The 25,281-nt window shown below is 61.6% G+C and carries 23 protein-coding genes; 16 read left to right on the top strand and 7 right to left on the bottom strand.

Annotated elements, in window-relative coordinates; all coding sequences use genetic code 11:
• Positions 1 to 11 precede the first annotated feature (11 nt).
• The 4 genes from ATH90_RS10055 to ATH90_RS10040 all read right to left on the bottom strand — a co-directional run bounded on the left by ATH90_RS10055 (position 12) and on the right by ATH90_RS10040 (position 7,491).
• Positions 12 to 1,172, bottom strand: coding sequence for a cysteine desulfurase family protein (locus ATH90_RS10055; protein WP_098466176.1), 1,161 nt, complete (start codon positions 1,170 to 1,172; stop codon positions 12 to 14).
• 254 nt (positions 1,173 to 1,426) lie between these two features.
• Positions 1,427 to 2,797 (bottom strand): DUF1552 domain-containing protein, encoded by a 1,371-nt coding sequence (locus ATH90_RS10050; RefSeq protein ID WP_098466175.1) that lies wholly within the window; start codon positions 2,795 to 2,797, stop codon positions 1,427 to 1,429.
• Positions 2,798 to 2,799: 2 nt separating this feature from the next.
• Positions 2,800 to 6,852, bottom strand: coding sequence for a DUF1592 domain-containing protein (locus ATH90_RS10045; RefSeq protein WP_244905982.1), 4,053 nt, complete (start codon positions 6,850 to 6,852; stop codon positions 2,800 to 2,802).
• A gap of 369 nt (positions 6,853 to 7,221) precedes the next feature.
• On the bottom strand, positions 7,222 to 7,491 hold the full coding sequence (locus ATH90_RS10040; RefSeq protein ID WP_098466173.1) for a hypothetical protein: 270 nt from the start codon (positions 7,489 to 7,491) through the stop codon (positions 7,222 to 7,224).
• Positions 7,492 to 7,889: 398 nt separating this feature from the next.
• Between ATH90_RS10040 and msuE the strand changes: the two genes are divergently transcribed.
• From msuE to ATH90_RS10020, 4 genes are all read left to right on the top strand, one after another.
• Positions 7,890 to 8,453 carry an FMN reductase gene (msuE, locus tag ATH90_RS10035; RefSeq protein ID WP_069022697.1) on the top strand — a complete coding sequence of 188 codons (564 nt, stop codon included), beginning with the start codon at positions 7,890 to 7,892 and terminating at the stop codon, positions 8,451 to 8,453.
• Positions 8,454 to 8,462: 9 nt separating this feature from the next.
• Entirely contained in the window at positions 8,463 to 9,605 is a 1,143-nt protein-coding gene (gene ssuD / locus ATH90_RS10030; protein WP_069022699.1) for an FMNH2-dependent alkanesulfonate monooxygenase, read from the top strand.
• A 200-nt stretch (positions 9,606 to 9,805) separates the two neighbouring features.
• On the top strand, positions 9,806 to 10,942 hold the full coding sequence (locus ATH90_RS10025; protein WP_164441143.1) for an acyl-CoA dehydrogenase family protein: 1,137 nt from the start codon (positions 9,806 to 9,808) through the stop codon (positions 10,940 to 10,942).
• A gap of 11 nt (positions 10,943 to 10,953) precedes the next feature.
• Positions 10,954 to 12,057 carry a sigma-54 interaction domain-containing protein gene (locus ATH90_RS10020; RefSeq protein ID WP_034103109.1) on the top strand — a complete coding sequence of 368 codons (1,104 nt, stop codon included), beginning with the start codon at positions 10,954 to 10,956 and terminating at the stop codon, positions 12,055 to 12,057.
• Here the strand turns inward: ATH90_RS10020 and ATH90_RS10015 are convergent.
• Complete coding sequence (locus tag ATH90_RS10015; RefSeq protein WP_034103108.1) at positions 12,046 to 12,411, bottom strand: antibiotic biosynthesis monooxygenase; 366 nt, start codon at positions 12,409 to 12,411, stop codon at positions 12,046 to 12,048. The two genes, ATH90_RS10020 and ATH90_RS10015, sit on opposite strands and share 12 nt — an antisense overlap.
• 101 nt (positions 12,412 to 12,512) lie before the next feature.
• Between ATH90_RS10015 and soxR the strand changes: the two genes are divergently transcribed.
• The 4 genes from soxR to ATH90_RS09995 all read left to right on the top strand — a co-directional run bounded on the left by soxR (position 12,513) and on the right by ATH90_RS09995 (position 16,430).
• Positions 12,513 to 12,962, top strand: a complete 450-nt coding sequence (soxR, locus tag ATH90_RS10010; RefSeq protein ID WP_034103105.1) for a redox-sensitive transcriptional activator SoxR — start codon at positions 12,513 to 12,515, stop codon at positions 12,960 to 12,962.
• Positions 12,963 to 13,148: 186 nt separating this feature from the next.
• Positions 13,149 to 14,024, top strand: coding sequence for an alpha/beta fold hydrolase (locus ATH90_RS10005; RefSeq protein WP_034103103.1), 876 nt, complete (start codon positions 13,149 to 13,151; stop codon positions 14,022 to 14,024).
• A gap of 99 nt (positions 14,025 to 14,123) precedes the next feature.
• A complete protein-coding gene (locus tag ATH90_RS10000; protein ID WP_034103101.1) occupies positions 14,124 to 15,437 on the top strand; it encodes a dicarboxylate/amino acid:cation symporter in 1,314 nt (437 codons plus the stop codon).
• A 78-nt stretch (positions 15,438 to 15,515) separates the two neighbouring features.
• Positions 15,516 to 16,430, top strand: a complete 915-nt coding sequence (locus ATH90_RS09995) for a LysR substrate-binding domain-containing protein (RefSeq protein ID WP_197984510.1) — start codon at positions 15,516 to 15,518, stop codon at positions 16,428 to 16,430.
• 70 nt (positions 16,431 to 16,500) lie between these two features.
• Here the strand turns inward: ATH90_RS09995 and leuD are convergent, their stop codons facing one another.
• A complete protein-coding gene (gene leuD, locus ATH90_RS09990) occupies positions 16,501 to 17,115 on the bottom strand; it encodes a 3-isopropylmalate dehydratase small subunit (protein ID WP_034103097.1) in 615 nt (204 codons plus the stop codon).
• Positions 17,112 to 18,530: a 3-isopropylmalate dehydratase large subunit gene (gene leuC / locus ATH90_RS09985; RefSeq protein WP_034103096.1), complete on the bottom strand. Its 1,419-nt coding sequence runs from the start codon at positions 18,528 to 18,530 to the stop codon at positions 17,112 to 17,114. Before leuC ends, leuD begins: the two co-directional genes overlap by 4 nt.
• A gap of 290 nt (positions 18,531 to 18,820) precedes the next feature.
• On the opposite strand from leuC, the gene ATH90_RS09980 reads away from it, so the two are divergent.
• Genes ATH90_RS09980 through ATH90_RS09945 form a run of 8 tightly spaced genes read left to right on the top strand, consistent with a single transcriptional unit; the run spans position 18,821 to position 24,944 of the window.
• Positions 18,821 to 20,023 carry a PepSY-associated TM helix domain-containing protein gene (locus ATH90_RS09980; RefSeq protein ID WP_034103095.1) on the top strand — a complete coding sequence of 401 codons (1,203 nt, stop codon included), beginning with the start codon at positions 18,821 to 18,823 and terminating at the stop codon, positions 20,021 to 20,023.
• A complete protein-coding gene (locus ATH90_RS09975; RefSeq protein WP_034103094.1) occupies positions 20,020 to 20,556 on the top strand; it encodes a hypothetical protein in 537 nt (178 codons plus the stop codon). Before ATH90_RS09980 ends, ATH90_RS09975 begins: the two co-directional genes overlap by 4 nt.
• Complete coding sequence (locus ATH90_RS09970; protein WP_098466172.1) at positions 20,553 to 20,882, top strand: hypothetical protein; 330 nt, start codon at positions 20,553 to 20,555, stop codon at positions 20,880 to 20,882. The genes ATH90_RS09975 and ATH90_RS09970 overlap by 4 nt, the downstream gene beginning before the upstream one ends.
• Positions 20,879 to 21,439, top strand: a complete 561-nt coding sequence (locus ATH90_RS09965) for a DUF6162 family protein (RefSeq protein ID WP_034103090.1) — start codon at positions 20,879 to 20,881, stop codon at positions 21,437 to 21,439. Before ATH90_RS09970 ends, ATH90_RS09965 begins: the two co-directional genes overlap by 4 nt.
• Before the next feature lie 19 nt (positions 21,440 to 21,458).
• Positions 21,459 to 22,391 carry a metal ABC transporter substrate-binding protein gene (locus ATH90_RS09960; protein ID WP_098466171.1) on the top strand — a complete coding sequence of 311 codons (933 nt, stop codon included), beginning with the start codon at positions 21,459 to 21,461 and terminating at the stop codon, positions 22,389 to 22,391.
• Entirely contained in the window at positions 22,388 to 23,134 is a 747-nt protein-coding gene (locus tag ATH90_RS09955; protein ID WP_034103085.1) for a metal ABC transporter ATP-binding protein, read from the top strand. Before ATH90_RS09960 ends, ATH90_RS09955 begins: the two co-directional genes overlap by 4 nt.
• A complete protein-coding gene (locus tag ATH90_RS09950; protein ID WP_034103083.1) occupies positions 23,131 to 24,030 on the top strand; it encodes a metal ABC transporter permease in 900 nt (299 codons plus the stop codon). Before ATH90_RS09955 ends, ATH90_RS09950 begins: the two co-directional genes overlap by 4 nt.
• The gene (locus tag ATH90_RS09945) at positions 24,030 to 24,944 is read left to right on the top strand and encodes a metal ABC transporter solute-binding protein, Zn/Mn family (protein ID WP_069022712.1); all 915 of its coding nucleotides are present in this window, start codon (positions 24,030 to 24,032) and stop codon (positions 24,942 to 24,944) included. The genes ATH90_RS09950 and ATH90_RS09945 overlap by 1 nt, the downstream gene beginning before the upstream one ends.
• The last annotated feature ends 337 nt before the right edge of the window (positions 24,945 to 25,281 follow it).

Raw genomic sequence — 25,281 nt, 5'->3', positions numbered from 1 at the left:
CGTTAAATGAATCAGACCGCCCAGAAGGCCGGTGCACTGGCCAGGGTGGTTTTGATCAACTGCACAGCCTGGTCGATGTCCTGCTCGGTGGTGAACCGACCCAGGCTCAAGCGAATGGTACGGCCGGCGCTGCGTGCATCATGGCCCAAGGCGAGCAGCACATGGGACGGCGCATTGCTCGCCGAGTTGCAGGCGGATGTCGCGGAAAAAGCGATCCCCGCGCCGAGCGCAGCGGCATTGAATTCGCCTTCACTGAACGTAAGGCTCAGTGTGTGTGGAATACGTTGAGTCAGGCTGCCATTGAGGCGTACCCCCGCCACCGACGCCAACTGGTCAAGCAGACGCTGGCGCAAAGCCACGATGACGGCTTTTTCTTCAGCAAAAGATGCCGCGGCCAGGGCGAAGGCGGTGCCCATACCGGCAATCTGATGAGTCGCCAGGGTGCCGGAGCGCAAGCCGCCTTCGTGACCGCCACCATGAATTTGCGCCAACACCTTCTGCTGCGCCCGTGGGCCGACATACAACGCGCCGACACCTTTGGGGCCATACAGCTTGTGGGCCGAAAACGACATCAGGTCGACCGGCCATTGCGCCAGGTCGATCGCCACCTTACCCGCGCCCTGCGCCGCATCCACATGCAACAGCGCGCCGTGTTCACGCACGCGGGCACCGATGGCGGGGATGTCATTGAGGGTGCCTAGCTCGTTATTCACCAACATCAGCGATACCAGGAAGGTGTCCTCGCGCATTGCTTCGCTGACAGCATCGGCACTGATCAACCCATCGGCATCCGGCACCAGGTAGGTCACCGCCACGCCGGCTTCTTGCAGTTGCCGCGCGGTATCGAGGGTGGCCTTGTGTTCGATCTGGCTGGTGATGACATGCCCACCCGCCACGCCCCGCGCCTGCGCCACGCCCTTGATCGCCAGGTTGTTGGATTCTGTGGCGCCGGACGTCCAGACGATTTGTTCAGGGTTGGCACCGACCAACTCGGCCACCTGGCGACGCGCCTGTTCAACCGTCTGCCGGGCCGCCTGGCCGAACGCGTGGGAACTGGACGCGGGGTTACCGAAATTGGCATTGAAGCCCAGACACTCGACCATTACCTGGATGACCCGTTCATCCACCGGGGTAGTGGCGGCGTAGTCGAAATACAGCGGACGTTTATTCATAACGTTAGAAACTCGCAGAGCAGGTTCCCGAGAGCAGCGTCTCAGGGGCATGGACCGGGACAGAGGTCGTCAGGTTTAACCGATCGCATGCCGTGAAAGAAGAACCACTTTATGTAAATGTGCGTAGGAACGCTCCTGGAATTTGAGCTTAACAGGCTCAAAGGCGCCGCCGTTAGATCGATTGGGCGCAAACGCAAAAAGCCGAAAAGTCCGCCCTCCGGACCTTTCGGCTTTTTGATGCAGTGCGAAACGACTCAAACGTTGGTGAATATGCCACTCACCGGGTCGATATTTCCATTATAGGGCACGCTGGTCCCCGCCGCCCTGGCAACAGTCGCCCAGATCCGCTGCATGTCAACGAATGTATTGCCAATCACGGGGTTGCCATATTGCTGACGGTCACCCTGGGCCGTGATGTTGAAATAACGCCCCGCACCCGCGCCGCTCTTCAACAAGCCGCTGGCGCCCCCCATCAATACCAGCGGCATATCCAGCGTGTGTTCGGGCGCGCCGTCGGCCATCTCGCTGGTAAAGATCACCAACGTGTGCTTGAGCAGGCTGTCACTCGGCACATCAGGGTCGGCATGACGCGCCAGTTCGTCCATAAACAATTTGAGTCGTTGGGTGTACCACTGCCGGGACTTTTTCCAGACGTCCAGCCCCGCATAGCGGTGCGCGCAATCATGCGGATTGGTGACGTCACTGACGTCGAGGATATTCAGTGACTCTGCCGAGCGCCCGACCTGAATCGTGGCGACCCGCGTGATGCCGCACGACAGCGCCGTCGCGACCACCTGGTGATGGCTGTTCTGGATCTGATTGCGAAATTGCGCGGACTTGAAAGGCACCGACTCCAGCTCCAGCGGAGAACACTCGCCAATCGGCGGCAGCGTCTCTTCCATGTCCTTGAGGGTCTGCTCGACAGCATCGAGTTGCATCTCGACCTTCTGTTTTTGCGCACCAGCAAGCCGTCCTCGCATCTCATTGATATCGGCCAGCACCGGGTCGAAGACGTGACGGTTTCGTACCTGCCGATCACGCACCGCTCTGCTGACGGTGCCAAAGATATACTGCGCCAGTAATTCCGGGTCCTGTACAGGCTTGCGAATATCACTGCGAATCTTCGGACCATTCCACGACACATACCAGTCAGTGCCATCAATGCCCGCATGCGGCCCGGCAAACACACTGCGCAGGGTCGGATCCGTCCCGGGCATATGCTGCCCCAGCAACACATCGATCGAAGCCATTTTCTTCTCGCGATCGCGCAGGAGCCAGGTCCATCCATTGTGGCCTTCATTACCCGGCCCAAGGATCGTGCCACGCAGGTACAGGGACTGGCTCTTGTACGCGGCCAGTTCCTGGCTGACTTCATTGAGCGTGAAGTCTGAGGTATCCAACGCAGCGGCCTGGGGGTGCCAAAGGCCCCGGCCGTCACTCGAGTATGCGCTGGAGGAGTCGACGGCCAAGCCGTCCGGTACGATGAAAAACACGACTTTGAGCTTCGCCTGCTGGCTTTGTCCCGCCAGCGCCAACCGTGCCAAGCCAAACTGGGTGAGCGGACCATAGATACCGACGGCTGCAAGACCGGCGAGGAAACGACGACGACTTTTCAAGATATCCATGATCAATCCCTCTGCACCTTGAATTGGAACGCGTTGGAAGTGCCCAGCGTGCGTAACATCGACGGCAATGAGCCTGTGTTCTTCAGCCCATCAGTCAGTGCCTTCACCGTCGCGGAAGTGGATTCGTCGGATTTGTTCCCCGACGCGAAGCGGAAGTAGCTGTCCGCCATGCAGAACAGCGACGCTGAGTTGTGGGCGATCAGCTTGGAAATATCCCGCACATCGTCGATGGGCACCGTCCCATCAACGCCAACAAATGGGCCGGACGACTTGATCGGCAGCATTTGCGGAAACTGCGCGTAGTTGTAGGCCGGCTCTTGTTGGCGATAGCGCCCCGTAGCGTCGTAGTGCTCCATCGAGGCACCGGTATCGTTCATGTACTGGTGGCACTGCCAGCAACGTCCTCCGGAAGCCTGTTCGCCGTTGACCAGGTCCCAACGCTCACGGGTGGTGATCGCCCGAGGCGGGAACGTCGGCTCCGTCGGCTCAGCTTCCACTGGCGCCCCGAACTCACGGCAGAACAGTTGTTCGCGAATCGTGATACCGCGCTTGACCAGTGAGGTGACCGCGTAGTCGGAGGTAGACGCCTGGAAGAGCCCCAGGTGCAGCAGGCCTCCGCGCTTATCGTCCACGGCAACCTTGCGCATTGCAGTCCCCGCCACCCCATTGATGCCGTAGTGCTCGGCCAATACCTGATTGAGATAGGTGAAACCCGGGTTGAACAACTTATCGAGCGTAGGCTCAGTGCCAAGCATCACCTCACGCGTCAACAGGGCCTGCTCCTGCGTCATCAGTTGGATCTTCTGCTCATCCAGCCCGGGTTTTTCCTGAACGCCGCGCTGGGTCCGGATGTAGTAGCTGATAAACCGGTTGAACTGCTCGATACCCCGTTCAGTGCGCATCATCCGATCAATCTCGGCACTGATCTGCTGCGGCGTTTGCAACTCGTTGCGCTCGGCCTTGGCCAACAGTTGCGCGTCTGGCGTTGTTCCTAGATAGGTGTAGGACAACGCCGTCGCCATCTCATAGGGCGTCAGCTTGTAAACGTCGGATTGCCCGTCGACAGCCTGCCCAAGCTCCGAGCGATAGAGAAAGTTGGGCGACAGCAGCAGCGCGGCGATCAGTGCCTGCTCGCCATGTTCATCCGACAGCGCCTGATAACGGGCACGCTCAGCCTCGTTCAGATGGCGCCGGAACAACTGGTAACCCAAAGCCGTGGTCGAGTCCGTGCCGTTGGCGGCCTTGAGACGCTGCAGCTGTTCGGGAGCCACCCGCTCAGCGATCAATAGCGCCATGTCATACAGCTTCTTGATATCTTCAGCCTGCAACACTCCCTTGCTGGCTTCGCCGGGGTACTTGAAATCTTTGTCGGATTTATCCGCCGGCAACTTCTCTTTGTTGACCTCCACTGCCAGGACATCCCTGACGCTGTTGACGTACTCATCACGTGTCAGCAGGCGCAGCTGACGCTGGCCATGGGTGTCCGCCGGGTTAAGATACGGTGCCCACACAACCTCCAGCAGGTGCTTGCTGATCTGCGTGGCGCAGGTGCTGTCGCAATGCCCAGCCACCGGCATGCTCTGGATCTGGCGCACCAAGGCATCCTGGCCTGCGGCACTCCAGGCCACGGCCATGCGCAAGCTTTTGAAATACTCTACTGCATGGCATTTGGTGCACGATTCGGACAGCACCGTTTCACCCAACTTCTCCTCGTGACGATAAGACACCAGCGCAAGTTGCTGGTCCTGGCTCGCTTCATCGATAGTCAGCGACACCAGTTCCGGTTGCGGCTTCTCCTCTGGGTAGAAGGGATAAATGATCTCGTACTTCCCGTAATCCAGCAGCTCAGTGACGCTTTCACCCCATGGCACTTCCATCACCTTTGGCGCTGTATCCGGCAGGTCTTTTTGCTTGAGGCTGAAGTGCCATTTGGCGGCAGCCACCGATGCCGGTTTGGACGGCGCCATCACGGTGATCTTGATGTTCAACTTGATGGGCCGTTCGCGGTATTGAATGTTGAAAGACGGCCTGTTGTTCTCGGCGGACAGGTTCAGCGACACCGTGCGCTGCTCGGGAATCCAGTGCTTCACATCGTCGAGTTTTACCTGGTAGACACCATAGGGAAGGCCTTGCAGGACCAACGCCGCCTCGTTGTCGCCAGGGTTCAGGGACATGTGGAACAACCGGGTATTGCCATCGGGCGAGATCAACGTACCGCTGGCCATCTCGCTCTCCAGCTCAGGCGACGCTGCCAGCATCGGGCGCAAGGTCAGTTGCGTATCAGGTAGGCCCACCGGGTCATACCAGACCCTGTAGATCACCCCGGCGACGTCATCGGACACCAGCAGGCTCTTGTCGGGCAGTTCCAGGAAATCCACCGGCCGCCCCACACAGGAATTGTCCAGGCAATACACATCAAAGCGCTCGGGGTCCTGGATAAAACCATTGATCAACGGGATCTGGTTGACCACCCGCGTACCGCCCTGGACAGTCACGAGCCGAATATCCATGCCCGGCCGTTCCGCGGTGCCGGCGCCGTGCACGGCGACCAGCATAGGCTGGGTATGTGCAGTCGCGGGGTAGCCGTCCCAGAACTTCAACCCCAAGGGCGCGGTGTTGGTGCCCAACTCAAAGGCGGCCGGCACATAGTCCTTGGGATCGACCTGCTCCAGGGATTTATCGGAAACGATGGCGCCTTGCACCAAGGGCGGCTGAATCACGCCCGGGTTGCGAAACTCCTCGTCGGTAAAGCCCGGTGTGCCTTTGCCAAATAGATACGGCACACCAAAATGCAGGCCAGGACCACTGATCCGGTTGACTTCATCAGGGTTGGGAAAGCCCTGGCGATTGTTATCGGTGAACCAGATTTCACCGGTCTTCGCGTTCCAGTCGAACCCCACGGAATTACGTACGCCCCGGGCAAGAATCTGCGCTTTACCGGTCACCGTGTCGTAACGCAACAGCGTGCCGTAACGCGGGTCAGCCGGGATCATGCAGAGGTTGCAAGGCGTGCCGACGGCGGTGTAAAGGCCTGTATCGGTGGGGTCCAGCGGGTTGAAATGCAGAGGGTGTTTCATGTGCCAGATGCGCGTGCTGGAACCGGACGCCACGGGCGGCAATGGAAACAACGAATCATCGGCCGGGAACTTGAACACCAATTCGGGCGAAGGATCCTGATAGTGCGCATCGGCGTCGCGCAAACGATAGAGGCCGCCGGTGGTCGAGTAATACAAATCACCGTCGCGATACACCACGCCGTGGGGCTCCTCCAACCCACTGGCGATCACGTAGATGCCTGTCGGCTTGCCCGCACTGTCCAGCGGCAAGGCGTAGATCATATCCGCGATTTTTCCGTCATAGACGTAGGAAGGAATCGCGCTGGACCCGACGTAGAGCACGTTCTTGCCCATGGCCATTTGCCGTGGCTGAATCAACCCCTGGGCAAACAGTTCGATCTTGATTCCCGGCAGGCCGCTCAATTTGCTCACCTGCACCGGTGGCCGGTATTTCAGGGTGACGGCCTGTTCCTCGCCTTCGTTACGTTGGAAGGAAATGATGCGCGGGGTATTCAACGGCACAAACCCATCGGCGACGTTCATCACCAATTGGTAGTCGCATGCCTTCAGGTTATCGAGGTGGACTGTTTCGCCCGATTTGGCGCTGATCGGTATGGCGTCGGCCTTGCAGCGCAATACGCCGGTGACGACCTGATCGGCGTCGGACACTCCGGGGACCGGCTTGGCGATAGACGCTCGGCCTTGGAGCGTGGTGAAGTTCAAGGTGAGGCGATTGCCTTCAAAACCGCCACATTCACCCAGGTCTTTCCAGGCGTCCGGCCAAATGTTGGCGCCGTTGCCCGCGGGCAGGCCGGGGTTATAGCCCGCTTGCCTGCACCATTGCCAACTGCCGACCCCAAGAGGTGCCTCTTCATCCCGCCAACACTCAAAATGGCGACCAACGTTCTGCACTTGGTCGCCCTGCTCGTACACCTGTCCCGGTTCATAGGCCGGGGCCGTGCACGCCGCTGCACACGCTTCAGAAGCCAGCAGGGACACGAAAAGAAACCAGCCACAACGCGAAACAATACGACTTGACCCGAACGACATCTCCATGACTCACAGCCTCGTTATGAGGCCAGGTGTCGCTCCATCGAAGAAAGACTGCACAGCTTCACAATCCCGTTAGAAAGCGCCTGGCTGGGGCTGCAGCCGGAAAAGGCCAGTGAGCCCCGACGATTCAATTTGGAATGTCTTGCAAGGCTAATCCACTGCGAAACTACGACATGGCGTAAAGCCATAGAGTCAGGAACCAATAGACACTCGACTCAATCACTCGCCTGTGCAGGCGAAATGACTTGCTACACGTAAGGTCTAGTTGGCGGACATCTCGCCGTCAACTGCAACACGTACCTGCCGTCGGGTGGCTCAACTAGGACGGCCACTGCGCTGGGCGGCACGCTGCGCGTTCATCTCAGCCTGTTGATCAAACCCGAACGCTTTCTGCGGCTGTCCGGTCAGTGCGGCGCGCTGCCGTTGATATTCATCAAATGACAACCCACGACGACCCAGTGCTTCCAGGGCCAACTGTTGGGTTTCTGCGGCAGTGTAAGGGCGCAATTCTGGCGAGGGATGGGTCGCGCATCCGCCAAGGACAGCACTGACAATCAATAAGGAAACAGCGAGGAATCGGTTCACGGTAGTGGCCCTGCAAAGTTGGTTTCGAGTCAATGAACACAGGCTACTCCCGCCCTTGCGCAGTGAAAAATCACCTCCCGTGATAGTTGCTATCAACCACGTTGGCACTCTCGATAACGACACCTTTATATTTCTTTATGATCTATAAATATGGAAATACGTTCATTTACGGAATAAATGTAACCCTCTATAAATGGCGCTGCACCGCAACGGCACTGTTGCCCACGCAACTGTTGCCCTGGCAACAGTCATTCAACAAATCACCAGGCAGGCAACAGCAGCTTTTTCACCAGTGAGGCTGCAACCCACGCCGATCAAGGCCTGCGCCCGTTGGTACAGCTCTTGCTCAACAGGTTGCACCCCACCTGCTATGAATCACTGTTGAAAAGGAACTGTTCATGACCCGTCCCCTGAATGTCGTAGCCCTCTCCGGCGGAACCTGGCGCCCGTCTCGCACCCTGGTACTGACCCAGGCTGTACTGGCTGAACTGGCCACCTTGCTGCCGATCGAGACCACCCTGATCGAACTGGGCGACATTGCCCGGCCTCTGGGCGGCGCGCTGTCGCGCGACGAGTTGCCCGCTGACGTCGAAGCGCATCTGTTGGCCATCGAACAGGCCGACCTGCTGATCGTCGCCGCGCCGGTCTATCGCGGTTCCTACCCGGGTTTGCTCAAGCACCTGTTCGACCTCGTCGGCCTCAACGCGCTGATCAACACACCGGTATTGCTCGCAGCCACCGGCGGCAGCGAACGCCACGCACTGGTCCTCGATCATCAGTTGCGCCCGCTGTTCAGCTTCTTCCAGGCACTGACCCTGCCGATCGGCGTGTACGCCACCGAGGCGGACTTCACCGACTACCAAATAACCAGCGAATTATTGAAAGCCCGTATTCAACTGGCAGCAGAACGTGCAGCGCCTTTGTTCACTGCGCACTCCCCCTCTCTGCTGAAAATCGCGTAAGGATTTGCCATGGATGTTTTCTGGTTTCTGCCCACTCACGGCGACGGTCATTACCTGGGCACCACTCAAGGTGCACGCCCTGTCACCCTCAATTACCTGAAGCAAGTCGCCCAAGCCGCTGACAGCCTGGGGTACCACGGCGTGCTGATTCCTACCGGGCGTTCGTGCGAAGACTCCTGGGTGATCGCCTCGGCGCTGGTGCCGCTGACCGAGCGCCTGCGTTATCTGGTGGCGATTCGTCCGGGCATCATTTCGCCCACGGTCTCGGCGCGCATGGCCGCGACCCTGGATCGCCTGTCCAACGGCCGCCTGCTGATCAACGTGGTCACCGGCGGTGACCCTGACGAAAACCGTGGCGACGGCAGCTTCCTCGATCACAGTGAACGCTACGAGGTCTCTGACGAATTCCTGCAGATCTGGCGCCGCGTGTTGCAAGGTGAATCGGTGGATTTCGAAGGCAAGCACTTGCGCGTGCAGAACGCCAAGGCCCTTTACCCACCCGTGCAGAAGCCTTATCCGCCGTTGTATTTCGGTGGGTCTTCCGACGCGGCTCATGACCTCGCCGCCGAGCAGGTGGATGTGTACCTGACCTGGGGCGAACCGCCCGCCGCCGTCGCGGAAAAACTCGCGGATGTACGTGAGCGCGCCGCCCGCCGCGGACGCACCGTGAGGTTCGGGATACGCCTGCACGTGATCGTGCGCAAAACCGAAGAGGACGCCTGGAAAGCCGCCGACACGTTGATCGAGCACATCAGCGACGAAACCATTGCCGCGGCGCAAAAATCCTTCTCGCGCTTTGACTCCGAAGGTCAGCGCCGCATGGCCGCCCTGCACGACGGGCGCCGCGACAACCTGGAAATCGCCCCCAACCTATGGGCCGGTGTCGGCCTGGTGCGCGGCGGTGCCGGTACCGCGTTGGTCGGCAACCCGCAACAAGTGGCCGAACGCATCAAGGAGTACGCGGACCTGGGCATCGAGAGCTTCATCTTCTCCGGCTACCCGCACCTGGAAGAAGCCTATCGCTTCGCGGAACTGGTGTTCCCGCTGCTGCCGGAACCCTATGCCAGCCTTGCCGGGCGCGGCATCACCAACCTCACTGGCCCGTTCGGCGAAATGATTGCCAACGATGTATTGCCAACGACAAAGGCCTGAGTGCAGTGAGGTCGGTTTTATGTGGGGGCGGGCTTACTCGCGAAGGCGTCGGTTCAGTCAATTGACTTACCGCCCGACACTCCGCTTTTGCGAGCAAGCCCGCTCCTACAGTTGGCCTTCATTGCCAAATAGACATTGAGGAACCCCGCGTGACAGCCAAACCCCACAGCGTCCTGCCCTCCCCATTGCAGACCGCCAAAATGCTGGCCGCCGAATTCGCCCTCACCGCTGTCGAACGCGACGAGCGCGGTGGCACGCCCAAAGCCGAACGCGACGCCCTGCGCCAAAGCGGCCTGCTGGCCCTGAGCATTCCCACCCAATACGGCGGCCTCGGTGCACGCTGGAGCGACACCCTGGCAATCGTGCGCGAGTTCGCCAAGGTCGACAGCTCCATTGCCCATGTCTTCGGCTTTCACCACCTGATGCTCGCCACCGTGCGCCTGTTTTCGCGTCCGGATCAATGGCAACCCTGGTTCGAACAGACCGCACGTAAGAACTGGTTCTGGGGCAACGCCCTCAACCCGTTGGACACGCGCACGGTGGTCAAGGACTTCGGCGGCTGGCGCGAGTTCTCCGGCAAAAAGAGCTTCTGCTCTGGTGCCAGCGACTCGGAAATGCTGATCGCCTCGGCGGTGGATGAAACCGCCGGCGGCAAGTTGCTGATCGCGGCCATCCCCAGCGGTCGCAGCGGCATTACGCTGCACAACGACTGGAACAATATTGGCCAGCGCCAGACCGACAGTGGCAGCGCCAGCTTCGAGCGAGTACGCGTCGAGGAATCAGAACTGCTGCTCGACCCCGGCCCGCTGAGTACGCCTTTCGCCTGCCTGCGCCCGTTGATCGCCCAGTTGACCTTCACGCATATGTTCCTGGGTATTGCCGAAGGCGCCTTCGAAGAGGCGCGCAACTACACACTCACCGAAACCCGCTCGTGGCACAAATCCAGCGCCGAAGACGTGCGCCAGGACCCTTACGTGCTGCATCACTACGGCGAATTCTGGGTCGCCCTGGAAGGTGTGCGCCTGCTGGTGGAACGCGCCGCCGAGTTGCTCGACCAGGCGTGGGCCAAGGGCCCGAACCTCAGCGAAAGCGAACGCGGCCAACTGGCTATCGCAATCGCTACCGCCAAGGTCGCCGCGACCCGCCAGGGCCTGGACCTGTGCAGCCGCCTGTTCGAAGTCACCGGCGCACGCTCCACCCATGCGTCGCTGCGCCTGGACCGTCACTGGCGCAACCTGCGCACGCAAACCCTGCACGACCCGGTGGACTACAAGCTTCATGAACTGGGGGACTGGGCGTTGAACCAATCCCTGCCGATCCCGACGTTCTATTCCTAAGAGAGGTGCCCATGCAGCTTTTGACCCTACCGCCCTCGCCCGCCCTCGCGACGTCGATCCGCGCCACGGCCCAGGTCTTCGAAGACCCGAAATCCCAGGCGCTGCTCGACCACATCCAGCAAGTGGCGCCCAGCGAAGCCAGCGTGCTGATCATCGGCGAGACCGGGACCGGTAAAGAGCTGGTGGCTCGGCATATCCACAACCTCAGCGCGCGGCGCAACCGGCCGTTCGTGGCGGTGAACTGCGGGGCGTTCTCCGAATCACTGGTGGAAGCCGAGTTGTTCGGCCACGAAAAAGGCGCCTTCACCGGCGCCTTGAGTGCCAAGGCAGGCTGGTTCGAAGAAGCCGACGGCGGCACCTTGTTCCTGGATGAGATCGGCGATTTGCCGATGGCGATCCAGGTCAAGTTGCTGCGCGTCCTACAGGAACGCGAGGTGGTGCGCCTGGGTTCGCGCAAGAGCATTCCGATTGATGTGCGCGTGCTTGCCGCGACCAATGTGCAACTGGAAAAAGCCATCAACGCCGGACATTTCCGCGAGGACCTCTACTACCGTCTCGACGTGGTCAGCCTGGAACTCAGCCCGTTGCGCGAGCGCCCCGGCGATATCCTGCCGCTGACCCGGCACTTCATCGAAGCCTACAGCCAGCGCCTGGGCTACGGCCCGATCACGATCAGCCGCGAGGCCGAGCACAAACTCAAAAGCTACAGTTGGCCCGGCAACATCCGTGAGCTGGAAAACGTGATCCACCATACCCTGTTGATCTGCCGCAACGGCGTGATCGAACGCGACGATCTGCGCCTGTCGAACATGCGCATCGAGCGTCAGGACGACAGCCAGTACGCTACCGACAACAGCGCCGAAGCCTTGCTCGCACGGGCCTTCCAGAAGCTGTTCGAAGAACAGGCCGGCGCCCTGCATGAAAAGGTCGAGGACGCCCTGTTACGCGCGGCCTATCGTTTCAGCCATTACAACCAGGTGCACACCGCCAACCTGCTCGGCTTGAGCCGCAACGTCACGCGCACGCGCCTGATCAAGATAGGCGAGCTGGCAGTGAACAAGCGTCGTCCAGGCGAAAACGTGCAGGGCGAGCGCATGTTGCACCTATCCATTTAGGCGGCAGTGCAACGCGTTGTCATGGCTGCGCTCGAAACTGCGCAACACCTGGAACGAACCAAAGGTCACGGCCGTGGCCTGGTGGGCGCGGATCAGCGTCCAGAAATCTTCCTCGCCGTGTTCAAAACACTTGAACGCCGCCTCGCCATCTTCACGCGAGCGCCATTGCAGGTAATTGAGCACCCGCCGCCCGTCATCACTGACCTGCACGCTCGCATTGATGAAGCCACCATGGCGCTGGGCCAGGCGTTCACTTTGGGTGCTCAATGCAGCCACCAGGGCCAGTTGTTGCTGGGGCTCGATCTGAAACTCGATCAATTGAGTGAAGCTGCGATTTTTCTCTGATACCTGCATGAACACTCCCCTTTCTCTGTAGGCAAGATATTGCGATTCGATGCCACGCAGGGTAAAACCTCTAGTTAAGTCAAGGTCAAGCGCTGTCTTGGAGTTTTTTCATGCTCAACAAGCAACTCACCGTCGGCCAGCTCGCCGCCCGCAGCGGCGTCGCGGTCACGGCCCTGCATTTCTATGAAGCCAAGGGGCTGATCAAGAGCAATCGCAATGCCGGCAACCAGCGCCGCTATCCACGGGATGTATTGCGGCGGGTGGTGGTGATCAAGATCGCGCAGCGTTTGGGCATTCCGCTGGCGACGATTGGCCAGGCGCTGCAGACGCTGCCGGATGGGCGAACGCCGAACGCCCAGGATTGGGAGCGCTTGTCAGCGCTGTGGCAGGAGGACCTGGATGAACGCATCAACAAGTTGATGCTGCTGCGCGACAAGCTCAGCGGCTGTATTGGCTGTGGGTGCTTGTCGCTGGAGGCATGTCCGTTGCGCAATCAGGATGATCAGTTGGGTGAGCATGGGCCGGGGGCACAGCTGTTGGAGCCAACCACCCAGCCCTGAAGTAACACCCCAATCAGTGAGGGAGCTGGCTTGCCTGCGCCCACGTGAGCCTTTGTTGATCGAGAAACAGGGCCCGGCCTTTACGCTGCTGCATCACACTTCATGAACAACCCCTCCACGTTTTCGCCCTTGCCCCCAGCGCTGTGTGATTCCAGGATGCAAGCCATTACAAAGAGGAGTCATTCCATGTTCGCCGGATTCCAGAAAGACCAGTGCCACGTCAACGGCGTGGACATCAGCTACCGCAAAGGCGGCACAGGTCCCGGTCTGCTCCTGTTGCACGGGCACCCGCAAACCCACGTCATCTGGCACAAAGTCGCCGAACAACTGGCCGAACACTTTACCGTCGTGGCTGCCGACCTGCGTGGTTATGGCGACAGCAGCAAGCCACCGGCCAATGACGATCACTCCACCTATTCGAAACGGGAAATGGCCCGGGACGGCGTCGAGCTGATGAGTGCGCTGGGCTTCGAACAGTTCTCGGTGCTGGCCCATGACCGTGGCGCCCGCGTGGCCCATCGCCTGGCCCTGGACCATCCCGCCGCCGTGCAGCGCATGGTGCTGCTGGACATCGCCCCCACCCTGTCGATGTATGCACAGACTGACGAAGCGTTTGCCCGCGCCTACTGGCACTGGTTCTTCCTGATCCGCCCGGCGCCGTTGCCGGAAGCCTTGATCGAGAGCAACCCGGAACTGTACCTGCGCAGCGTCATGGGCAGCCGCAGCGCCGGGCTCAAGCCGTTCACCGACGAGGCCTTCGCCGAATACCTGCGCTGCCTGAAACTGCCGGGCGCCGCCACCGGCATCTGCGAGGACTACCGTGCCGCTGCCGGTATCGACCTTGAGCACGACCAGGCGGACATCGACGCCGGCCATCACCTGACCCTGCCATTACTGGTGATGTGGGGTGCCGAAGGCACCGTTGGCCGCTGTTTCGAGCCGCTCAAGGAATGGCAGAAAGTTGCCACCGACGTACGCGGCAAAGCCCTGCCGGCCGGCCACTACATCGCCGAAGAAGCCCCCGAATTATTGCTGGGCGAAGTCCTGACCTTCCTTCGCTGAGCCACTCAGTAACCCCGTGACCTGACCCACCCACCTCGCAGGCTGCAAACGCCTGCGACGGGTTCGCTTTGCCCCAAGAAACGTACCGAGATAATAACAATGACAATCAGAAAACTGCTGGGAACCCTGTATATCCAGGTGCTCATCGCGATTGCGCTGGGCGTGTTGATCGGCCATCAATGGCCGCAGATCGGCATCGACCTCAAGCCCCTCGGCGATGGCTTTATCAAGCTGATCAAGATGATCATCGGCCCGATCATCTTCTGCACGGTGGTCTCCGGCATCACCAGCATGCACGACGTAAAACAGGTGGGCCGGGTCGGCGGCAAAGCGCTGCTGTACTTCGAGGTGGTCTCGACCATCGCCCTGTTGATCGGCATTCTTGCTGCGCACCTGCTGCATCCGGGCGTGGGCTTCAATATCGATGTGAAGACTCTCGACAGTTCGGCCATCGCCGGTTTTGTCGGTCAGGCTGAGCATGGCGAAGGCGTCACCGGGTTCCTGTTGCACGTGATCCCCGCAACGTTCTTCGATGCGTTTTCCAAGGGCGAAATCCTGCCGGTGCTGTTCGTCTCCGTGCTGTTTGGCGTGGGCCTGGTGATGGTCGGTGAAAAGGGTCGGCCGCTGGTGGGCGTGATCAACCAGGCCAGCGAAGTATTCTTCCGCATCGTCGGCATTATCAGCCGCGTCGCGCCGATCGGCGCCTTTGGCGCGATCGCGTTCACCATCGGAAAATACGGTGTCGGTTCGTTGCTGCCGCTGCTCAAACTGGTGGGCACCTTCTATGTCACTGCGTTTTTCTTTGTTGCCGTGGTGCTCGGCAGCATCGCCCGCTATGCCGGCTTCAGCATTTTCAAGTTGATGGGCTATATCAAGTCGGAGTTGTTGATCGTGCTCGGCACCAGTTCGTCGGAGTCGGCATTGCCGCAGCTGATCCAGAAACTCGAAAGCCTGGGCGCCTCCAAAGGGGTGGTGGGCATCGTGGTGCCGACCGGCTACACCTTTAACCTCGACGGGACCAACATCTATATGACCCTGGCGGTGCTGTTCCTGGCCCAGGCCACCAACATCCACTTGCCGCTGGAGCAGCAGTTGACCCTGCTGGCGGTGGCGATGCTGACCTCCAAAGGCGCAGGTGCGGTAGTCGGCGCAGGCTTTGTGGCGCTGGCTGCCAGCCTGGCGGTGGTGCCGACGGTGCCGGTGGCGGCGATGGTGTTGATCCTCGGCGTCGATCGGTTCATGGCCGAATGCCGCTCATTGACCAATATCATCGGCAACGCGGTGGCCGCCCTGGTGGTGGCCGCGTGGGAAGGTGAACTGGACCGCGAAAAAATGGCGCCCATCGCGCTCAAGCGTGGCCGCCATGCCCGCGCGGCCGAGACGGCGGCCCAGGCCAAGGTGGCCACCGAGTAAGCGACAACACCTGGGCGTGCCGGAAGGCATGCCCAACCGGTGCTATTCTGGCGGCTCATGCCGCCACGCTTGTTTCTGATGACTAACAAGAAAGATACCGTGCCCCTACCCGAAGACCTACGGGTGTTCCTGACCGTGATCCGCAAGGCCGGCTTCGCAGCGGCTGCCGATGAGCTCGGGCTGTCGCCGGCCTACGTCAGCAAGCGCATCCAGATCCTCGAAACCACCCTGGCCACCCGCCTGCTACATCGCACCAGCCGACGCATCGCCCTGACCGAAGACGGTGAACGGGTACAGCGCTGGGCCGTGCGCATCCTGGAAGACTTCCAGCAACTCTCCGATGAACTCTCCGACGCCCATGACAGCCCTCGCGGCCGCCTGCACTTGTGCAGCAGCTTCGGCTTCGGCCGCAATCATGTGGCCCCGGCCCTGTCGTTGCTGGCAGAGCAGTACCCGGACCTGGAAATCCGCCTGGACCTGTTCGACCGCGTGGTAGACATCGTCAGCGAAGGCTTCGACCTGGAGATCCGCGTGGGTGACGACATCCCCGGCCAGCACATCGGTCGCCGGCTGGTGAGCAACCGCCGCGTACTGTGCGCCGCGCCGGCTTATCTGCAGCGACGCGGGACACCGCACCAATTGAGCGACTTGGAGCAGCACGACTGCCTGGTGCTCAAGGAGCGCGATAACGCGTTTGGCATCTGGAACCTGGAGCACGACGGCGCCCAGGAAAGCGTGCGCGTGCGTGGCCCGCTGTCGTCGAACAATGGCGAGATTGTGTTGCAGTGGGCATTGGATGGGCGCGGGGTGCTGCTGCGTTCGATGTGGGATGTGAAGCCACTGCTGGAACAGGGCAAGCTGGTGCAGGTACTGCACGGATATACCCAGAGCGCGAATGTGTGGGCGGTGTACCCGACACGGCTGGCGTATTCCGGGAAACTGCGCGCCTGCGTGGAGTTCTTGCAGGAGCACTTCAAAGGGCTCTCGATCTAGCCCATAGCGTTGCAAACCCAATCAAAAAGGTGGGAGCGGGCTCGCTCCACCTTTTTTGGAGCTGGGTGTGTCAGTTGAGCCAGGGGTTGGCTTGCAGGTGTCGACGTTCGAAGGCCTTGATCTCGTCACTGCGCTGCAAGGTACTGCCGATGGCATCCAGGCCCAGCAGCAGGGCGGTCTTGCGCAACGTATCGATCTGGAACGGGATCACCTGGCCATCCGCCAGGTAAATCTTTTGGGCGTCAAGGTCCACACTGATCTGCGCCTGGTCCGCCTGGCTGACCGTCTTGCCCAACTGCTGCAGCACGGCCTCGTCCAGGGTGATCAACAACACCCCGTTACGCTGGCAATTGTCATAGAAAATCCCGGCAAAGCTGCTGCCGATCAACGCGCGGATGCCCATCTGCTTCAGCCCCCACACCGCGTGTTCACGGCTGGAACCGCAGCCGAAGTTAGACCCGACCACCATGAAACTCGCGCCCTCCCAGGCCGGCTGGTTCAACACGAAAGCGGGGTTGGGCTCGCCGGACGGCAAGAAGCGCAAGTCGAAGAACAGCCCACGGTCCAGGCCGCTGCGGTCGATGCCCTTGAGGAACTGCTTGGGCATGATCACATCGGTGTCGATGTTGGCCGCCAGCATCGGCGCGGCCTTGCCGGTGACCAAGGTAAACGGTAGCTGGCTCATGGGCGCGCTCCAAAGTGGCGGATATCAGTGAGGCGGCCAGTAATGGCGGCGGCCGCGACCATCGCCGGGCTCATCAAGTGAGTGCGTGCGCCCGCGCCCTGGCGGCCTTCGAAATTGCGATTGGTGCTGGAAGCGCAGCGATCGCCGGGGGCCAGCACATCGTCGTTCATCGCCAGGCACATCGAGCAGCCCGACTGGCGCCACTCAAAACCGGCGTCGATAAAAATCGTCGCCAAGCCTTCGGCTTCGGCCTGGTCGCGCACTTCGGTGGAGCCGGGCACGATCATCGCGCGCACGTGGTCGGCCACGTGTTTGCCGCGCACCACGCGGGCGGCGTCACGCAGGTCCTCGATGCGGGCGTTGGTGCAGGAGCCGATAAACGCATGGCTGATGACGATTTCGCTCAGCGGCATGCCGGCTTGCAGGCCCATGTAGTGGAGGGCGCGGCGCATGTCCTGGCGCAGAATCAGGTCGCTGACGTCCTGCGGGTCCGGCACACGGGCGCCGATGGGCGCAGCCTGGTCGGGGCTGGTGCCCCAGGTGACCATGGGTTCCAGGGTGGTGGCGTCGAGTTGCACCTCTCGGTCAAACACTGCGTCGGCATCCGAGTGCAACTGCCGCCAGCCTACCAGTGCCTGGTCCCACAACTCGCCTTTTGGCGCGCGCGGCTTGCCCTTGAGGTAGGCGAAGACTTTTTCGTCCGGCGCCATGAACGCGCCCCGTGCACCGGCTTCCACCGCCATATTGCAGATGGTCATGCGCGCCTCGACGCTCAGCGCATCGAGGGTCGAGCCGCGAAATTCAATGGCGTAGCCGGTCGCGCCCGAAGCACCGATCTTGCCGATCAGCGCCATGATCACGTCCTTGGAGGTCAGGCCTGGCGCCAGCTCGCCGTCTACGCTCACGCGCATCGTCTTCAGTCGCTTGTAGACCAGGGTCTGTGAAGCCAGCAGGTGTTCGATTTCCGACGTGCCGATGCCGAAACCGAAGGCCCCGAGGGCACCATAGGTGGTGGTGTGGCTGTCACCGGCGGCAATCACCATGCCCGGCAGGATAAACCCCTGTTCCGGGGCGATCACGTGTTCGATGCCTTGGCGCTTGTCGAGGATATCCAGCAACTCGATGCCGAAGTCCCGGCAGTTCTCGGCCAGGTAGGACACCTGCCGTGCGCCGCCTGCGTCCGGCATCGCCGCGATACGTTCAGGGGTAGTGGGGTTCACGTGATCGACCACGGCCAACGCCGTGCCGGGGCGCCAAACCTTACGCCCGGCGTCACGCAGGCCACTGAAGGCCTGCGGGCTGGTGTATTCGTTGATCACCTGGCGGTCTATATAGAGCAGGACATGGCCCTGATCATCAAGGGGGCACACCGTGTGGGAATCGATGTGTTTGTCATAGAGGGTTCTGGCAGTCATTTTTCTTAGGGCTCGCTTGGGATGGGGCTCACTCAACGGCATGAGCCCATCCTACGCAGCCGCCCCGCCCCATCAATGGCGCCTGGGTGATGGCTTGGAACATGTTTCGTGTTCGATCCAGGCGTTAAAGACGCTTGAATGTGAACCTGAAACATTTTCTTTCATATCCGGGTTAGGGATTTCTCATTCTCATCCGTCTTAACTTAGATACAGCCTGTCGCGTCAGCAAAAGCTACGACTGGCCTTTTCCGGGCCTTCACTGCCCCCCTCCGATCAAGACCCTCATTCACATGTCGAAGAAGTCACGCTCCAAACTCTGGTTTCTCGTACATAGCTGGCTGGCGTTGCCCATCTGGTTCTTTGTACTGATCGTCTGCGTCACCGGGACCCTGGCGGTGGTCAGCCAGGAGATCGTCTGGCTGGCCAACCCGGATATCCGCGCAAGCAAGCCGACGGACGACGCCGAACCCCTGAGCTATGACCAGGTGATCGCCGCCATCAAGCGCGAGGAACCGCAGGTGTTCGTCCAGTCGATCAGCCGTCCCGACGAGTCCCATTTCGCCCTCAGCGTCGACCTCAGTTACCCCGACGGGCGTTCGGTGGAGGTCTACGTCAACCCCTACACCGGTGCGATCCAGGGCATCAGCCCATCCTTCAACTTCCAGCAATTCACCCGCGCCCTGCACGGCTGGTGGCTGGTGCCGTTTACCAATGGCTACAGCTGGGGTTGGTACCTGGTGTCGGCACTCGGCATCCCGTTGCTGGCGTCGCTGGTCACCGGGCTGGTGGTGTACAAGCGTTTCTGGAAGGGCTTCCTGCGCCCTACCCTGCGCATCCGCCACGGCGCGCGGATATTCTGGGGTGACTTCCACCGCTTGAGCGGTATCTGGTCGATCTGGTTCATCGCGGTCATTTCCGTCACCGGCATCTGGTTCCTGATCCGGGCGATCCTGGGCGACAACCAGATTTCGATCTCCACCGAACCGGTCATCCCGGTGATTGCGCGTGAAAAGGTGCCGATGTCGGCGCCCGGCGTACCGGCCCCGATGATTCCGGTCGACGAGGCCATCAAGATCGCCACCCAGCGTATTCCTGGCCTGGAGGCGAGTTTCATCAGCCTGCCGCTCAACGCCTACAGTCATCTGCAGATCGGCGGACGGGGCTGGTACCCGTTGATGTTCCAGACCGCGCAGATCAACCCCTATGACGGTGAAGTCGCTGCGGCACACCTGCTGTCCGACCGCTCGAAACTGGAGTTCGTCACCGAGTCCATGCGCCCACTGCACACCGGCGACTTTGGCGGGATATGGATCAAGCTGATCTGGGCGTTCTTCGGCCTGGTCATGAGCATGATGGTGCTCAGCGGCCTGCTTATCTGGACCAAGCGCACCGCCCTGGCCACGCTCAATGCCCTCAAGCGCGAAGCCAAGACCCAAAATAAGCCCGTTTCCATCCCGGCCATGCAGGCTGAAACCTCGGAGGCCAACTCATGAGCAAGGTTGCGGCTGTACCGACGTCGCCACTGCGAGCCTTCTGGCTGAAATGGCGCTTCCATATCAACGTGCTGCTGTTGCTGATACCCCTGGGCTTCATGCCCAAGTATTTCGCTGATGCCGCGCTGTTTCGCGGCGACACCGGTATCGGCGAGCGAGTGGCTGGCGAAGTGCAGGTCGGGCCGTGGAGCCTGACCCTCGCTGAATTTCGCAATGAGGCCCCACGCCCGGACCCGGCCGGCCCGATGAAGTTTTTCAACGCCGCCCTGTGCGACACCTGCGCCAATCAGGTCAAGGCCACCTACCTGCGTATCGGCAAGCCCCGTAGCCTGCGCGCCGCCGGGGTGATCTTCTTCGGTACGCCGTATCGCATGGGCGCCGGCCTGCCGATTCCGGAACGCACGCCAGCCGATGCCGAACTGTGGGTCACCATGGAAGGCTGGGACGGCAGCATGCACCAGGGTTCCATCCCGCTGAGCCAGGCCTCGCCTGCCACTATTGCCTGGCTGAACAAGCAAGGAGTTAAACCATGACTTTGATGCGCCTGACCCGCGCCTGTAGCGTTCTGTTGCTGGGCGCCGGCTTCAGCACTGTTGCCCTGGCCCACAACCCGATGTGCGAGTGCAAGGAAATCCCCGGCGAGCAGATCCAGTGCAAAGGCGGCTTCTCCGACGGCAGCGGCGCACCCGGCGTGACGCTGGACGTGATCGGCTACGACGAAACCATCCTGGTGCCCGGCAAGCTGGGCGAGGACTCGACCCTGACCTTCAAGAAGCCGTCCGCCGAATTCTATGTGCTGTTCGACGCAGGCCCGGGCCACGTGGTGGAAATCGACCAAGCGGATATCCAGCCACAATGAGTACCACACAGGTTGTACGCCCCGCCGGGGCCGGTCATGAAACCCTCTACGTGCTGCTGTTGTGCCTGGTCATCCTCGCGGTGGCCGGCACGGTGGTGGCCTTGCACGGCGAAACCCAGGACGTTGCAGCGGTGCCCAGCCATCAATTGGACGCCCGCCGCGACCTGAGCGCCGCTGAACAAGGCATCTACGCCGACCTGCGCGTGACCCTGGATGAGATCCAGCTATTGCAGCAGGAGCAAAGCGCGCTGCCCAGCCCAGCACAATTGGCCGAAGAAGGCTTCGCACCGTTTGCCCAGGACGCCAGCTCGGTCAGCCGTGGCGATCATCGCTGGCAATTGCTCCAACCCTCGGCTTACCTGGGCTTGAGCCAGGCGCCCGGCACCAGTGGTTCGCTGCTGATGCGCGTGGACGCTGCCGAGCCGGACATCTGGCTCAACCGCCAAGCCAACCTCGCAGTTCCCTCCGACCTCTCTGACCAGGCGCTGATCGCAGCCGGCTGGCAGCAGGTGGTCGCGCAATTCGATGCCGGCGTGACCCGCCAGCACCGTCACTGAACGAGAAGACCGATTGCCCATGTCTATTTCATCGCCCCTGTTACGCCTGTTGCTGGTTGGCCTGTTCAGCCTGATGCTCGCCCCCCTCGCGAACGCACTTCCTAATCAGGAGCCGGTTAAACGCCTGCGTATCGGCATCACCCTGCACCCTTATTACAGCTACGTGGCCAATATCGTCGGCGACAAGGCCGAGGTGGTACCGCTGATTCCGGCCGGCTTCAACCCTCATGCCTACGAGCCCCGCGCCGAAGACATCAAGCGCATCGGCACCCTGGACGTGATCGTGCTCAACGGCGTCGGCCATGATGATTTCGCCGACCGCATGATCGCCACCAGTGAACGCCCGGACATCCCGGTCATCGAGGCCAACGCCAACGTGCCGCTGCTCGCCGCCACCGGCAACGCCGCGCGCGGTGCAGGCAAGGTGGTCAACCCGCATACCTTCCTGTCGATCAGTGCGTCGATTGCCCAGGTCAACAACATCGCGCGCGAGCTGGGCAAGCTCGACCCCGAAAACGCCAAGACCTACACGCAGAACGCCCGCGCCTACGGCAAGCGCCTGCGCCAGATGCGCGCCGATGCCCTGGCCAAGTTGACCAGCGCCCCCAACCCGGACCTGCGCGTGGCCACCGTGCACGCGGCCTACGACTACCTGCTGCGTGAGTTCGGCCTGGAAGTCACCGCCGTGGTCGAACCGGCCCACGGGATCGAGCCAAGCCCCAGCCAGTTGAAGAAAACCATCGATGAACTGCGTGCCCTGGACGTGAAGGTGATTTTCTCGGAGATGGACTTCCCCTCCACGTACGTCGACACCATCCAGCGTGAATCCGGGGTCAAGCTGTACCCGCTGTCGCATATTTCCTACGGCGAATACAGCGCCGAGAAGTACGAAGTGGAAATGACCGGCAACCTCAACACCGTGGTTCGGGCCATTCAGGAGTCGGGGGCATGACGGCGGCGCAACGACTGAATGCGATCAGCGTCGGCCCGACGCTTGAGTTCGACAAGGTCTCGCTGACCCTGGGCCGCACGGTGATCCTCGATGCCGTGAGCTTTCAGGTACAGCCGGGCAGCATCCATGCACTGGTCGGCCCCAATGGCGGCGGCAAGAGCTCGCTGATCAAGACCCTGCTGGGGCAAACGCCCCATCAGGGGCGCTTGAGCCTGCACTGGCCGGCCGCGCCCGGCACCATCGGTTATGTGCCCCAGGCCCTGGAGTTCGACCGTGGCTTGCCGATGACCGTGGATGATTTCATGGCAGCCATGTGTCAACGACGCCCTGCGTTTCTTGGACTGTCCAAGCATTACGCCGGCGCGATTGGGGATGCGCTGGAACGCGTTGGCATGCAGGACAAACGCAAGCGGCGCATGGGCGCGCTGTCCGGCGGTGAACGCCAGCGCGTATTGCTGGCCCAGGGGCTGATTCCGGCACCGCACCTGCTGGTGCTGGATGAGCCGATGTCGGCCCTCGATGAAGCCGGTATCCAGGTGTTCGAACGCCTGCTCAATGACTGGCGCCTGGCCGGGATCACCGTGCTGTGGATCGAGCATGACCTGGAAGCCGTGGGACGCCTGGCAGACCGCGTCACCGGCCTCAACCGTCGCGTACTGTTCGATGCCACGCCAAAGGAGGCGCTGACCCCAGATCGCCTGCTCACCCTGTTCTCCACCCACCCTCGGAGCCCGGCGCAATGAGTTATGAAGCCTTTCGCTTGATGGTCCAGGGCTGGGCGTCTTCCGGCTATCTGCCGGAGGCGCTGGCCTACGGTTTTGTGGTCAACGCGCTGCTCGCCGGCTTGCTCATTGGCCCGGTGCTGGGCGGCCTGGGGACGCTGGTGGTGGTCAAGCGCTTCGCGTTTTTCTCCGAAGCCGTCGGCCACGCCGCACTGACCGGCGTCGCCGTGGGCATTCTGCTGGGCGAACCCTACACCGGTCCGTACGGTGCCCTGTTCGGCTACTGCCTGCTGTTCGGCATCCTGCTCAACTACCTGCGCAACCGAACCGGTCTGGCGCCGGATACCTTGATCGGGGTGTTCCTGTCGGTGTCCCTGGCGCTGGGTGCAAGCCTGTTGCTGATCCTGGCGGGCAAGATCAACGTGCACATCCTGGAGAACGTGCTCTTTGGTTCGGTATTGACGGTCAACGGCAATGACCTGCTGGTACTGGCCATCGTCGGTTCGCTGGTGATGGCCCTGGCCTTGCCGCTGTACAACCGCATCATGCTGGCCAGCTTCAACCCACAACTGGCAGCAGTGCGCGGCGTCGCCGTAAAGACCCTGGACTACCTGTTCGTGATCCTGGTGACGCTGATCACCGTCGCGGCGGTCAAGGTCATCGGCGCGATCCTGGTCGGTGCGCTGCTGGTGATTCCGGCCGCTGCGGCGCGCCTGTTGAGCCAGTCGCTCAAGGGTTTCTTCTGGGTCTCGGTCGCGATTGCCACCGTCAGCACCCTGTGCGGGATCCTGCTGCCGATCATCTTCGACCTGCCCGTGCCGTCCGGCGCCGCCATCATCCTGGTCGCCGGTATCGCCTTCGCCCTGGCCGCCATCGCGCGCGGCACCGTGCCCAGCCTCAAAGGGAATCTTGGATAATGCGTTCCGTTCTTCATCCTCTGGCCCTCGCCATCGCTTGTTTATTCACCACGCCGTTGATGGCGGCCGAAGCGGCCAAACCGGCTGCCCACGCGGCAAAACCGGTCAAAGTGCTGGCCTCGTTGCCGATCACCTATGGCCTGGCCGAGGTGCTGCTCAAGGGCACCGACGTACAACTCGAGCGCGCTGCCCCGGCCAACCTGCCGGGTTCGCGCCAGGTGTCCTACTTCACCGGCCGTGGCGCTCCGGCCCTCAGCAAGTTGGCGCTGGACGCCGATGCGGCCATCGGCCTGCGCTCACTGTGGGCCGATGATCCGCTGTACCCAGTGGCGCGGCGCAGCAATATCCGCATCGTCGAAGTCGACGCCGCACGCCCGGTAGACGGCGGCCTGCCGGGCATCGCGGTGCAGCCGGGCGTCACCGATGGCCTCAACAGCCAGCCATGGCAGTCGAGCAACAACATGGGACGCATGGCCGATGTGCTGGCCGCCGACCTGAGCCGGCTGGCCCCCTCTGCCAAGCCGAAGATCGATGCCAACCTCGCCGCCCTCAAGCAACGCTTGCTCAAACTCACCGCCGACAGCGAGGCGCGACTGGCCAAGGCGGATAACCTGAGCGTGGTCAGCCTGAGTGACCACTTCGCGTACCTGGTCAGCAGCCTGAACCTGGAAGTGCTCAGCACCGATGCGCGCCCTGACGCCGACTGGACGCCAGAAGCGCTGCTGACACTCAGTACCGAATTGAAGGACAACGATGTAGCGGTCGTGCTGCATCATCGTCAGCCGAGTGAGGCGGTGAAGGCGGCGGTCGCAGCCGGTGGTGCGCAGTTGCTGGTGCTGAATGTCGACGGCGCGGAGCCGGTCACGGAACTGGAGGGCAATGTGGACCAGGTGATCAAGGCGCTCACGCCATAGGCGTGTCTGTGGGCGCGGGCTTGCCCGCGAAAGCGCCCTGACAGCCAACCACCATCCTCCGTCACCCCGCCATCCAAAAATGTGGGAGCGGGCTTGCTCGCGAAGGCGGCCTAACAGCCAACCGCTATCTGCCTGTCCCCCCGCGATCCAACAATGTGGGAGCGGGCTTGCCCGCGAAGACGCCCCAACAGCCGCCCGCTATCTAACTGTCACCCCGCGATCCAACTGTGGGAGCGGGCTTGCCCGCGAAGGCGGCCTGACAGCCGACCTGGGTGTTGGATCAGACCGGTTACATATCCGTTATCTAGGTAACGGCTGCTATGGGTTCCGCTCTTAC

Origin of the sequence: Pseudomonas lurida (assembly GCF_002563895.1) — a bacterium.
Taxonomy (GTDB): domain Bacteria; phylum Pseudomonadota; class Gammaproteobacteria; order Pseudomonadales; family Pseudomonadaceae; genus Aquipseudomonas; species Aquipseudomonas lurida.
Note: the sequence above shows the minus strand (reverse complement) of the source record. Positions and strands in the feature narration are given on the sequence as shown.

Excerpts from the sequence above, each read along its gene's own strand:
- leuC (WP_034103096.1), bottom strand. The coding sequence starts at position 18,530 with ATGACTGCCAGAACCCTCTATGACAAACACATCGATTCCCACACGGTG.
- ATH90_RS10050 (WP_098466175.1), bottom strand. The coding sequence starts at position 2,797 with ATGGATATCTTGAAAAGTCGTCGTCGTTTCCTCGCCGGTCTTGCAGCC.
- ATH90_RS09995 (WP_197984510.1), top strand. The coding sequence starts at position 15,516 with ATGACTAACAAGAAAGATACCGTGCCCCTACCCGAAGACCTACGGGTG.
- ATH90_RS10005 (WP_034103103.1), top strand. The coding sequence starts at position 13,149 with ATGTTCGCCGGATTCCAGAAAGACCAGTGCCACGTCAACGGCGTGGAC.
- ATH90_RS09960 (WP_098466171.1), top strand. The coding sequence starts at position 21,459 with ATGTCTATTTCATCGCCCCTGTTACGCCTGTTGCTGGTTGGCCTGTTC.
- ATH90_RS09950 (WP_034103083.1), top strand. The coding sequence starts at position 23,131 with ATGAGTTATGAAGCCTTTCGCTTGATGGTCCAGGGCTGGGCGTCTTCC.
- leuD (WP_034103097.1), bottom strand. The coding sequence starts at position 17,115 with ATGAGCCAGCTACCGTTTACCTTGGTCACCGGCAAGGCCGCGCCGATG.
- ATH90_RS09965 (WP_034103090.1), top strand. The coding sequence starts at position 20,879 with ATGAGTACCACACAGGTTGTACGCCCCGCCGGGGCCGGTCATGAAACC.
- ATH90_RS09980 (WP_034103095.1), top strand. The coding sequence starts at position 18,821 with ATGTCGAAGAAGTCACGCTCCAAACTCTGGTTTCTCGTACATAGCTGG.
- ATH90_RS09955 (WP_034103085.1), top strand. The coding sequence starts at position 22,388 with ATGACGGCGGCGCAACGACTGAATGCGATCAGCGTCGGCCCGACGCTT.
- ATH90_RS10025 (WP_164441143.1), top strand. The coding sequence starts at position 9,806 with ATGCTGGCCGCCGAATTCGCCCTCACCGCTGTCGAACGCGACGAGCGC.
- soxR (WP_034103105.1), top strand. The coding sequence starts at position 12,513 with ATGCTCAACAAGCAACTCACCGTCGGCCAGCTCGCCGCCCGCAGCGGC.
- ATH90_RS09970 (WP_098466172.1), top strand. The coding sequence starts at position 20,553 with ATGACTTTGATGCGCCTGACCCGCGCCTGTAGCGTTCTGTTGCTGGGC.
- ATH90_RS09975 (WP_034103094.1), top strand. The coding sequence starts at position 20,020 with ATGAGCAAGGTTGCGGCTGTACCGACGTCGCCACTGCGAGCCTTCTGG.
- ATH90_RS10020 (WP_034103109.1), top strand. The coding sequence starts at position 10,954 with ATGCAGCTTTTGACCCTACCGCCCTCGCCCGCCCTCGCGACGTCGATC.
- ATH90_RS10055 (WP_098466176.1), bottom strand. The coding sequence starts at position 1,172 with ATGAATAAACGTCCGCTGTATTTCGACTACGCCGCCACTACCCCGGTG.
- ATH90_RS09945 (WP_069022712.1), top strand. The coding sequence starts at position 24,030 with ATGCGTTCCGTTCTTCATCCTCTGGCCCTCGCCATCGCTTGTTTATTC.
- ssuD (WP_069022699.1), top strand. The coding sequence starts at position 8,463 with ATGGATGTTTTCTGGTTTCTGCCCACTCACGGCGACGGTCATTACCTG.
- ATH90_RS10000 (WP_034103101.1), top strand. The coding sequence starts at position 14,124 with ATGACAATCAGAAAACTGCTGGGAACCCTGTATATCCAGGTGCTCATC.
- msuE (WP_069022697.1), top strand. The coding sequence starts at position 7,890 with ATGACCCGTCCCCTGAATGTCGTAGCCCTCTCCGGCGGAACCTGGCGC.
- ATH90_RS10015 (WP_034103108.1), bottom strand. The coding sequence starts at position 12,411 with ATGCAGGTATCAGAGAAAAATCGCAGCTTCACTCAATTGATCGAGTTT.